The sequence below is a fragment of the Streptomyces sp. NPDC003943 genome (genome assembly GCF_053605265.1).
Genome location: NZ_JBSGIW010000068.1, coordinates 24,373 through 34,709 on the forward strand (window position 1 = coordinate 24,373; position 10,337 = coordinate 34,709).

A 10,337-nucleotide genomic window follows, 5' to 3' on the forward strand; every position below is an offset into this window, starting at 1 on the left:
CCTCTTACAACACCGGGGGCCGTGGGGTGTGTCCGGTCGGCCCGCTGGTGAGAAAGACCGTGATCAGGCGTCGACCTTCTCCATGACCTCGTCGCTGACGTCGAAGTTGGCGAAGACGTTCTGCACGTCGTCGCTGTCCTCGAGGGCGTCGATCAGCTTGAACATCTTGCGCGCGCCCTCCTCGTCGAGCTCGACCTGCATGGTCGGGACGAAGCTGGACTCGGCCGAGTCGTAGTCGATGCCGGCCTCCTGGAGCGCGGTGCGGACCGCGACCAGGTCGGTGGCCTCGCTGATGACCTCGAAGCTCTCGCCGAGGTCGTTGACCTCCTCGGCGCCCGCGTCGAGCACGACCTCCAGGACGTCGTCCTCGGTCCGCTCGCCCTTGGGCAGCACGACGACGCCCTTGCGGTTGAACAGGTACGAGACGGAGCCCGGGTCGGCCATCGAGCCGCCGTTGCGGGTCATGGCGACACGCACGTCGGAGGCGGCGCGGTTGCGGTTGTCGGTGAGGCACTCGATGAGCACCGCGACACCGTTCGGGCCGTAACCCTCGTACATGATCGTCGCGTAGTCGACGCCGCCGGCCTCGAGACCACCGCCGCGCTTGACCGCGGAGTCGATGTTCTTGTTCGGGACCGACTGCTTCTTCGCCTTCTGGATGGCGTCGAAGAGCGTCGGGTTGCCCTCGGGGTCGGCACCGCCGGTGCGGGCGGCGACCTCGATGTTCTTGATCAGCTTCGCGAAGAGCTTGCCGCGCTTGGCGTCGATCACGGCCTTCTTGTGCTTCGTCGTAGCCCATTTAGAGTGGCCGGACATCTGCCTGTCTCCTTCGCGTAACCATTTTCTGAACGAACCCCAGAGATCCTACCGGGAACGGATCAGCGCTCGGCGCGCACCATGTCCACGAACAGGCCGTGGATCCGGTGGTCGCCGGTGAGCTCCGGGTGGAACGAGGTGGCGAGGGCCTTGCCCTGCCGCACGGCGACGATGTGGCCGCCGTGCTCGGCGAGCACCTCGACCTCGGCGCCGACGGACTCCACCCACGGCGCACGGATGAAGACGCCCTCGACGGGGCTGTCTATTCCGGCGACGGTGACGCCCGCCTCGAAGGACTCGTTCTGCCGCCCGAAGGCGTTGCGGCGCACGATCATGTCGATGCCGCCGAAGGTCTCCTGGCCCGAGCGCGGGTCGAGGATCTTGTCGGCGAGCATGATCAGACCGGCGCAGGTGCCGTAGACGGGCATGCCCGCGGCGATCCGCTCACGCAGCGGCTCCATCAGGCCGAACAGCACGGCCAGCTTGGAGATGGTGGTGGACTCGCCACCGGGGATGACCAGGCCGTCGACCTCGGCGAGCTCCTCGGGGCGCCGGACCGGCCTGGCCACGGCGTCAGCCGCGGCCAGGGCGATCAGGTGCTCCCGTACGTCGCCCTGGAGGGCCAGGACACCAATGACGGGAGTGTGGCTCATGGTGCTTACCAGCCGCGCTTCGCGTAGCGCTCGGCCTCGGGCAGGGTGTCGCAGTTGATGCCGACCATGGCCTCGCCCAGGTTGCGGGAGGCGTCCGCGATGACCTTCGGGTCGTCGAAGAAGGTGGTCGCCTTCACGATGGCGGCGGCGCGCTTGGCCGGGTCGCCCGACTTGAAGATGCCGGAGCCGACGAAGACGCCCTCGGCGCCGAGCTGGCGCATCAGCGCGGCGTCGGCCGGGGTGGCGACGCCACCGGCGGAGAACAGCACGACCGGGAGCTTGCCGAGCTCGGCGACCTCCTTGACGAGCTCGTACGGGGCGCGCAGCTCCTTGGCGGCGGCGTACAGCTCGTTGTTGTCGAGGGCGCGCAGCTGGCCGATCTCGTTCTTGATCTGGCGCAGGTGGCGGACGGCCTCGACGACGTTGCCGGTGCCGGCCTCGCCCTTGGAGCGGATCATGGCCGCGCCCTCGGCGATGCGGCGCAGGGCCTCGCCCAGGTTGGTGGCGCCACAGACGAAGGGGGTGGTGAAGGCCCACTTGTCGGAGTGGTTGATCTCGTCGGCCGGGGTGAGGACCTCGGACTCGTCGATGTAGTCGACACCGAGGGACTGCAGGACCTGGGCCTCGACGAAGTGGCCGATGCGGGACTTGGCCATGACCGGGATGGAGACGGCCTCGATGATCTCTTCGATCATGTTCGGGTCGGACATGCGGGCCACGCCGCCGTCCTTGCGGATGTCCGCCGGGACCCGCTCCAGGGCCATGACGGCCACGGCGCCCGCGTCCTCGGCGATCTTCGCCTGCTCGGCGTTGACGACGTCCATGATCACGCCGCCCTTGAGCTGCTCGGCCATGCCGCGCTTGACGCGGGCGGTGCCGGTCTCGGGGGACTGGACGTTGGTGGAAGGCGTGGTGGACACGGGGTACCTCACTCGTGACAACGGGGTTGACGACTAGGGCGAGGAAACAGGCCACGGCCGGTCCACATCAAGGGCCAATGCCGACCCGGTGGCTCGTTTTCGCTCGTTACGAAGGCGGAGGGCGGTCAGGCCGGGCGATCCGCAAGGGCGACGGGCGGTTCGTCGTCCATTTCGAAGGCCATGGGGAACGGGGCGTGACCGGCCAGCCGGAACCAGCGGACCTTGCGATGACGGCGCAGCGCCCGCGCGGCGCGCACGGCGTCGTTGTGGAACCGCCGCGCCATCGGCACCCGGCGCACGGCCGCCGCCAGCTCCCCCGCGGCCTCCTCGCCGCCCGGCGCCTGCCGCACCACGTCGACCTGCTCCGGCTCCCCGAACACCGCCCGCAGCGCCTGGCTGAGCTCGCTCTCCGCGACCTCCCGCTGGTCCTCCTCCGCCTGCCGGGCCGCGTGCGCCGCCTCGTACAGCACGATCGACGCGGCCGGGTCGAGGATCCCCGACGTGGCGAGCTCCTGGGTGACCGAGGCGCGCCGCAGCAACTGCGCGTCGAGCGCGGCGCGGGCGGCGTCGATGCGGGTGTGGAGGCGGTCGAGGCGGCCGGCGGTCCAGCTCAGATAGACGCCGACGAGGATCAGCGCGACGACGGTCCAGATCAGGGTTTCGGTCACGGGCGCACAGGCTACCGGGACCGTTGCGGGCACGAGGGCCGGAGAGCCGGGCCGCGGCGGGACGACGGCCCGGCAGGGCGACGCCCTACAGCCCCAGCCGCGCCCGCAGCCCCCCGCCCGCCCGCTCGTCCGTCGCCACCGACGCCGCGCCGTCCGTCACCGTCTCGTACACCGCGAGGATGTCCGCGCCGACCGTCGACCAGTCGAAGCGGCGCACGTGCGCCGAGCCGCGTTCGCTGAGTTCGGCGCGGCGGGACTTGTCGCCGAGGAGGCGGATCGCGCGGTCGGCGAGGTCGTCCGCGTCCTCGTTGGCGAAGAGCTCGCCGGCCGCGCCCTGGTCGAGGACCTGGGCGAAGGCGTCCAGGTCGGCGGCGAGCACCGGCGCGCCCGCGGACAGCGCCTCGACGAGGATGATGCCGAAGCTCTCGCCGCCCGTGTTGGGGGCGACGTACACGTCGACGCTGCGCAGCAGGCGCGCCTTGTCCTCGTCGCTGACCATGCCGAGGAACTCGACGCGCCCGCGCATCTCGGCGGGCAGCGAGGCGACGGCCTCCTCCTCGTCGCCGCGGCCGGCGACGAGGAGCCGGGTGTCCGGGCGCTCGGTGAGGATCTTCGGCAGGGCGCGCATCAGGACGGGGAGGCCCTTGCGGGGCTCGTCGATGCGGCCGATGAAGCCGAGCGTGCCTCCCTGCCACTCCTTCTTCGGCTCGGCGCGGGCGAAGAAGTCGACGTCGACGCCGTTGGGGATGACGACGGCGTCGCCGCCGAGGTGCTCGACCAGGGTCCGCCGGGCGTACTCGCTGACGGCGATCCGGGCGCTGATCTTCTCCAGCGCCGGCTGCAGGATCGGGTAGGCGGCGATCATCGCCCTCGACCGCGGGTTGGAGGTGTGGAAGGTGGCCACGATCGGGCCCTGCGCCGCCCAGCAGGTGAGCAGCCCGAGCGACGGAGAGGTCGGTTCGTGGATGTGGACGACGTCGAAGGTGCCGTCGTGCAGCCAGCGCCGGACCCGCGCCGCGGAGAGGAAACCGAAGTTGAGGCGGGCGACGGAGCCGTTGTACGGCACGGGCACGGCGCGTCCGGCGGAGACGACGTACGGCGGCAGCGGTGTGTCGTCGTCGGCGGGCGCGAGGACGGAGACCTCGTGGCCGAGCCGGATCAGGTGCTCCGCGAGGTCGCGGATGTGGAACTGGACGCCGCCCGGGACGTCCCAGGAGTACGGGCAGACGATGCCGATCCTCAAGAGCGGTTCGCCTCCAGGTCCGCCAGCCACAGTCGCTGGAGCATGTGCCAGTCCTCCGGGTGGTCCGCGATGCCGCCGGCGAAGGCGTCGGCGAGGGCCTGTGTCATGACGGACGTCTTCTCGGCGCGCGTGCCCGACTCGGGCACCTCGATCGGCGCGTGGACGCGGCCCTGCATGACGTCGGTGTCGTCGTACCAGAGCGTCACGGGCAGCAGCAGCGCTCCGGTCTGCTGGGCGAGCATCGCGGGCCCGGCGGGCATCCGGGCCTTCTCGCCGAAGAAGTCCACCTCGACGCCGGAGGCGGACAGGTCGCGGTCGGCGACCAGGCAGACGAGCCCGCCGGCCCGCAGCCGCCGCGCCAGCGTGCCGAAGGCGGCCCCGCCGGTGTGCGGCAGGACCTCCATGCCGAGGGACTCGCGGTAGGCCACGAACCGGTCGTACAGCGTCTCGGGCCTGAGCCGCTCGGCGACGGTGGTGAAGGGCACGCCGAGCGCCCGGGTGACCCACACGCCGGCGAGGTCGTAGTTGCCCATGTGCGGCAGCGCGAGTATCACGCCCTTGCCGGAGGCGAGCCCGTCGGTCAGGTGGTGGACGTCCTTCGGGTCGAAGCTGTTCGCCGCCCGTTCCTTGCTCCAGGTCGGCAGCCGGAAGGACTCCATCCAGTAGCGCATGTACGAGCGCATGCCGGCCTTCGACAGCTCCTGGAGGCGCGCCGGCGTCGGGTCCGGCACGACCCGCGCGAGGTTGGCCTCCAGGCGCAGCACGCCCTTGCCGCGCCGCTTCCACGCGGTGTCGGCGATCCGCCGGCCGAGGCCCTTGGCCACCGGCTCGGGCAGCTTCTTCACGGTGGCCCAGCCGAGCCCGTAAAGACCGTCCGTCAGCTTCTCCCGCATGCCGCCGCTCACGACGTCGCCTCACTCCCCCGGGCGGCGGCGTCCGCCTCCGCCGACTCCCTGCGTACCGTCACGACCCGCTGTCCGAGGGTCACCGCCGAGCCGACCGCCACGATCCACAGGGCGATGGGCAGCAGCACCTGGACGCCGGGCACGCCGAACGTGTGCAGGCCGGCGAGACCGGCCGCGACCAGCGAGATCACCAGCCGCTCGGCCCGCTCGACCAGGCCGTTGACGGCCACCGGCAGGCCGATCGCCTCGCCGCGCGCCTTGGTGTACGACACCACCTGGCCGGCGGCCAGGCAGAAGATCGACACGGCGCACAGGATGTTGTCGTCGCCCTTGCCCGCGTACCAGAGCGCGAAGCCGCCGAAGATCGCCCCGTCCGCGACCCGGTCGAGCGTCGAGTCGAGGAAGGCGCCCCAGCGGCTGGACAGGCCGGCCTGTCGCGCCATGTTGCCGTCCACGAGGTCCGAGAAGACGAACAGCGTGATGACGATCGTGCCCCAGAAGAACTCTCCGCGCGGGAAGAAGACCAGCGCGCCGGCCACCACCCCGGCGGTGCCGATGAGCGTGACGGTGTCGGGGCTGACGCCCCTGCGGAGCAGAAACGCGGCGAACGGTGTGAGGACACGCGTAAAAAACGCACGCGCGTACTTGTTCAGCATGGCCTTCCCGAGGTTCGGTGGGCCGCGCGGCCCCTACGACCACCGGCTCACCCATCGTAGCCACGCGGGCCCCGGCCGGAGCGGCGGCACCCGGGGACGGCTCGCGGGAACGGCGCGCGGCAGCCGCCGGGCCACCGCGGAGCCGCTGCCGGGCCGCCGGGCGTACGACGTATGGACGCACCGTGACGTCGGTGCAAAGCTCGAAGGACGACCGCGGGCGTCCCCGGAGCCGCACGCGACACGCGCCACACCGGGCCGTCCTCGCGCTCCCCGCGCCCGCGCCGCCACCTCACCGTGCGAGCAGTCGGGAGGAACATCATGGGCGACAAGGCGAACCCCCACTCCGGAGCCGCCGGCAGGGCTCCAACGGCCGACCGGCCCTCGGCCGTACGGAACGTGGTGCTGGTCGGCCACAGCGGATCGGGCAAGACGACCCTCGTCGAGGCCCTGGCCCAGACCGCGGGCGCGGTCAACCGGGCCGGGCGCGTCGAGGACGGCGGCACCATCTCGGACTACGACGAGATCGAACACCGCCAGCAGCGTTCCGTACAGCTCTCGCTCGTCCCCGTCGAATGGGACGGCTGCAAGATCAACCTTCTGGACACCCCCGGATACGCCGACTTCGTCGGGGAGCTGAGGGCCGGTCTGCGCGCGGCGGACGCGGCCCTCTTCGTCGTCTCGGCGGCCCAGGAGCCCGACGCGCTCGTCGGCTCGACCCGCGCCGTGTGGGAGGAGTGCGCGGCCGTCGGCATGCCCCGGGCGATCGTCGTCACCCATCTCGACACGGCCCGCACCGACTACACCCAGCTCACGGAGATCCTCGCCTCGCTCTACGGCGGCGACGACCCCGACGCCGTACTCCCGCTCTATCTGCCCGTGCGCGGCGCGGAGGCCGCCGACGGGCACGCCCCGGCCACCGGCCTGGTGGGGCTGCTCACCGAGCGGATCTTCGACTACACCACGGGCGCACGACGGGAGGATCCGCCCGACGAGGCGCAGCGGCCGCTGATCGCCGCGTCCCGGGCCCGGCTCATCGAGGGGATCATCGCCGAGAGCGAGGACGAGACCCTGATGGACCGCTATCTCGGCGGCGAGGACATCGACCTCAAGACGCTGATCGACGACCTGGAGAAGGCGGTCGCGCGCGGCACCTTCCATCCGGTGCTCGCCGCCGCCCCGGCTTCGGACGGCGGCAAGCAGGGCCTGGGCACGGTCGAGCTCCTCGAACTGATCACGGGCGGCTTCCCCACCCCGCTGGAGCGCGAGGCGCCGGCCGTCACCACGCCCGAGGGCGCGTCCCGCCCGGCGCTGGTGTGCGACCCGGACGGGCCGCTGGTCGCCGAGGTCGTGAAGACCTCCTCCGACCCGTACGTGGGCCGGATCTCGCTGGTCCGGGTCTTCTCCGGCACGCTGCGGCCCGACGAGACCGTGCACGTGTCGGGCCACGGGCTCACCGACCGCGGCCACGAGGACCACGACGTCGACGAACGGGTCGGCGCGCTCACCTCCCCGTTCGGCAAACAGCAGCGCACGCTCGCCCACGCCGTGGCCGGCGACCTCGCCTGCGTGGCCAAACTGGGCCGCGCCGAGACCGGCGACACGCTCTCAGCCAAGGACGCGCCGCTCCTGATGGAGCCGTGGTCGATGCCGGAGCCGCTGCTGCCGCTGGCGATCGAGGCACACAGCAAGGCCGACGAGGACCGGCTCTCGCAGGGCCTCGCCCGGCTCGTCGCCGAGGACCCGACCATGCGGCTCGAACAGAACCAGGACACCCACCAGGTGGTGCTCTGGTGCCTGGGCGAGGCACACGCCGACGTGGCCCTGGAACGGCTGCGCGGCCGGTACGGCGTGCAGGTCGACACCGTGCCGCACAAGGTGTCGCTGCGCGAGACCTTCGGCACCGGCTCCGCCGGCCGCGGCCGGCACGTCAAGCAGTCCGGCGGGCACGGGCAGTACGCGATCTGCGAGATCGACGTCGAACCGCTGCCGCCGGGCAGCGGCATCGAGTTCGTCGACAAGGTCGTCGGCGGCGCCGTCCCGCGCCAGTTCATCCCCTCCGTCGAGAAGGGCATCCGCAGCCAGGCGGCCAAGGGAGTCGCGGCCGGATACCCGCTGGTCGACATCCGGGTCACCCTGCGCGACGGCAAGGCGCACTCGGTCGACTCCTCCGACGCGGCCTTCCAGACCGCCGGCGCCCTCGCCCTGCGCGAGGCGGCCGCCGACGTGCCGATCCACCTCCTGGAACCGGTCGCGGAAGTGACCGTCCTCGTCCCCGACGACTACGTCGGCCCCGTGATGAGCGACCTGTCCGGGCGGCGCGGCCGGGTCGTCGGCACCGAGCAGGTCGGCCCCGGCCGCACCCTGGTGCGCGCCGAGGTCCCGGAGATCGAGATCGGGCGGTACGCGATCGACCTGCGCTCCGTGTCGCACGGCACCGGAAGCTTCGACCGTACGTACGCCCGGCACGAGCCGATGCCCGCCCACCTCGCCGACAGGATCCGCGAACAGGCGGAGAAGGGCGCCTGACCGAACCCGCACAGCAGCGTGCGGAGCCGCCCCTGACGGCCCGACAGGCATGCCGCCCGCCCAACTCCCCTCGGGCGGGCGGCATTCGGCCATTCGGTCGTCCCCGCCCGCTCCCGTGACGCATCCGTCGTCGCCCGGTTACGCTGTGGTGCCCAGCTCAGAAGGTGTGCGGGGCGCGGCGGTTGGGAACAGCCCGCACAGGAACCGTGGCGATGGGGGCGGCAGTGACGATCGGCAGTTTCGGACCCGGGGCACAGATCCCGTTGCAGGGCTCGGACGCACAGACGGCGGCGACCTTTGCCCTCGCCTCCGCCGCGTACCGCGACAGCCCCGTCGAGACGATCCTGGAAGCCAACAACGAGTGGCACAAGTCGACGGTCAAGGAAGGCAAATGGGCCAAGCTCTTCCGGCCCGACCTCGGTGAGGCGTTCTCCCGCGCCGTCCAGGTACGGATGCTCGGCGGCGCCCGCAAACCGCTCATCCAGTCCTTCGGAGCCGAACCGCAACCGGTCGTCGAGCACTGCCTCGCGGCCACCCGCATCCGCAAGCAGCGCGACATCAAACTGACCCTGGTCACCCTCGTCTTCGGCGTGCTGTTCCTGCCCGGCCTGCTGCTCTGGCTCGGCGTGATCCAGCTCCGCCGCACGGTCGCCGGCAACGAGAACAAGCGCACCAGCGCCGTCGGCACCGCCCTGCTCGTCGCCGCCGGCCTCTTCGCCCTGCTCGTGCTGCTCAAGCTGCCCTTCGACGGCCTGCTGCCCAACTACCTGCGCGCCATGATCGCCGCCCCCGTCGTCGGCTGGTTCCTGGCCCGCCGCATCTGCGAGACCACCGCCGTCGACCTGCGCGAGCGCTGGACCGGCCTGCTCAGCGGCGGTGGCGTCGGCGCCGCGATCCCGGAGGCCGTACCGAAGGACCCCACCGAGAAGACCGCCGAGGAACTCCGCGTCAACCTGGAGAAGCTCACCGCCGAGCAGCAGTCCAACGTCGTCTTCTACGCGGGACCCAAGGGAATACTGGGCATGGGCACCCGCTGGGGCAGCTGGACCCTCGCCGAGGAGCTGTTCCCGCAGAACGGCAAGGAGATCCACGACTTCCGCGCCTGGGACGTCGTCCGCAAGATCCACACCGAGCTCACCCTGCTCGAACGCGGCTCGCTCAAGACCGGCTTCCCCAAGCCCACCGTCAAGCACTGGATCGTCTCCCCCGTCGGCGAGGGCGCCGACGAGGTCGCCCGCCCCGAGGGCGAGAACATCGTCCACTACCAGGTGAAGCCGCACGAGATACAGCGCATCTGCAACGACCAGCAGTTCGGCAGCGGCAACCGTCACTACCTCGGCGTCCAGTTCACCCTGTGGGACGGCCAGCTCGTCCTCACCATGATGGTGACGGTCACCTCGCTCCACCACACCCTGCGCGTCGAGGTCACCGGTCACGCCCTCGGCCCGGTGCACGGCCTGTTCACGACGAAGCCGAAGGCGAAGACGAAGGAGGTCTCCAAGACCGTCAGGTTCTGGGAGACCCGCGAGATCAAGCTGCCGCTGACCGACACCGACGACGTCGTCCGCCAGGCCGTGCGCGCCCCGCTCACCTGGTTCCCGCCGATCCTCGACTTCCTCGGCGGCAAGCTCGTCCTGCCCGAGCCCTTCGGCCTGCGCCACGCCTGGGCCGGCCAGCCCTGGCGGCACCGCTTCATGGCCGACGACGCGATCCGCGCCGCCACTCCGGTGCTGCGCGCGGTCCACGCCGCGACGATCAAGGTGCTCGACGAGCACGGCGTGGACACGGAGAAGTTCAGCGCCCGCTCGCTGGTGCTGAGCGGTGGGATCCAGGACCCGGGCCCGAAGAAGGCGGACATCTACGACGCGTAGGCGCCGCAGGGGATACGTGTCGTCGAGGCCCACGGCGGCACCATCACCGTCGGACGCGGCCCCCGTGGCGGGGCCGAGT

Annotated in this window: 9 protein-coding genes; 2 read left to right on the forward strand and 7 right to left on the reverse strand. The window is 71.6% G+C overall.

Annotated features, from left to right (window positions below; translation table 11 throughout):
• Positions 1-63: 63 nt before the first annotated feature.
• The 7 genes from ACWEV0_RS25255 to pgsA form a co-directional block, all read right to left on the reverse strand.
• Complete coding sequence (locus ACWEV0_RS25255; protein WP_031005521.1) at positions 64-816, reverse strand: YebC/PmpR family DNA-binding transcriptional regulator; 753 nt, start codon at positions 814-816, stop codon at positions 64-66.
• A 62-nt stretch (positions 817-878) separates the two neighbouring features.
• Entirely contained in the window at positions 879-1,469 is a 591-nt protein-coding gene (gene pdxT, locus ACWEV0_RS25260) for a pyridoxal 5'-phosphate synthase glutaminase subunit PdxT (RefSeq protein ID WP_453151734.1), read from the reverse strand.
• A 5-nt stretch (positions 1,470-1,474) separates the two neighbouring features.
• Positions 1,475-2,389: a pyridoxal 5'-phosphate synthase lyase subunit PdxS gene (gene pdxS / locus ACWEV0_RS25265; protein ID WP_403796817.1), complete on the reverse strand. Its 915-nt coding sequence runs from the start codon at positions 2,387-2,389 to the stop codon at positions 1,475-1,477.
• Between the two features lie 125 nt (positions 2,390-2,514).
• Positions 2,515-3,057, reverse strand: a complete 543-nt coding sequence (locus tag ACWEV0_RS25270; protein ID WP_453151736.1) for a hypothetical protein — start codon at positions 3,055-3,057, stop codon at positions 2,515-2,517.
• Positions 3,058-3,142: 85 nt separating this feature from the next.
• Positions 3,143-4,300 (reverse strand): glycosyltransferase family 4 protein, encoded by a 1,158-nt coding sequence (locus ACWEV0_RS25275; RefSeq protein ID WP_453151737.1) that lies wholly within the window; start codon positions 4,298-4,300, stop codon positions 3,143-3,145.
• Entirely contained in the window at positions 4,297-5,193 is an 897-nt protein-coding gene (locus ACWEV0_RS25280; protein WP_453151750.1) for a phosphatidylinositol mannoside acyltransferase, read from the reverse strand. The genes ACWEV0_RS25275 and ACWEV0_RS25280 overlap by 4 nt, the downstream gene beginning before the upstream one ends.
• Before the next feature lie 8 nt (positions 5,194-5,201).
• The gene (pgsA, locus tag ACWEV0_RS25285; protein WP_453151738.1) at positions 5,202-5,861 is read right to left on the reverse strand and encodes a phosphatidylinositol phosphate synthase; all 660 of its coding nucleotides are present in this window, start codon (positions 5,859-5,861) and stop codon (positions 5,202-5,204) included.
• Between the two features lie 318 nt (positions 5,862-6,179).
• Here pgsA and ACWEV0_RS25290 point away from each other — a divergent pair, with 318 nt between their 5' ends.
• Positions 6,180-8,387: an elongation factor G-like protein EF-G2 gene (locus ACWEV0_RS25290; protein ID WP_453151739.1), complete on the forward strand. Its 2,208-nt coding sequence runs from the start codon at positions 6,180-6,182 to the stop codon at positions 8,385-8,387.
• Between the two features lie 212 nt (positions 8,388-8,599).
• Entirely contained in the window at positions 8,600-10,258 is a 1,659-nt protein-coding gene (locus tag ACWEV0_RS25295) for a hypothetical protein (RefSeq protein WP_453151740.1), read from the forward strand.
• Positions 10,259-10,337 lie beyond the last annotated feature (79 nt).

Coding starts and splice junctions, on each gene's coding strand:
- ACWEV0_RS25255 (WP_031005521.1), bottom strand. CDS start 816: ATGTCCGGCCACTCTAAATGGGCTACGACGAAGCACAAGAAGGCCGTG.
- pdxT (WP_453151734.1), bottom strand. CDS start 1,469: ATGAGCCACACTCCCGTCATTGGTGTCCTGGCCCTCCAGGGCGACGTA.
- ACWEV0_RS25280 (WP_453151750.1), bottom strand. CDS start 5,193: ATGCGGGAGAAGCTGACGGACGGTCTTTACGGGCTCGGCTGGGCCACC.
- pgsA (WP_453151738.1), bottom strand. CDS start 5,861: ATGCTGAACAAGTACGCGCGTGCGTTTTTTACGCGTGTCCTCACACCG.
- ACWEV0_RS25290 (WP_453151739.1), top strand. CDS start 6,180: ATGGGCGACAAGGCGAACCCCCACTCCGGAGCCGCCGGCAGGGCTCCA.
- ACWEV0_RS25295 (WP_453151740.1), top strand. CDS start 8,600: ATGGGGGCGGCAGTGACGATCGGCAGTTTCGGACCCGGGGCACAGATC.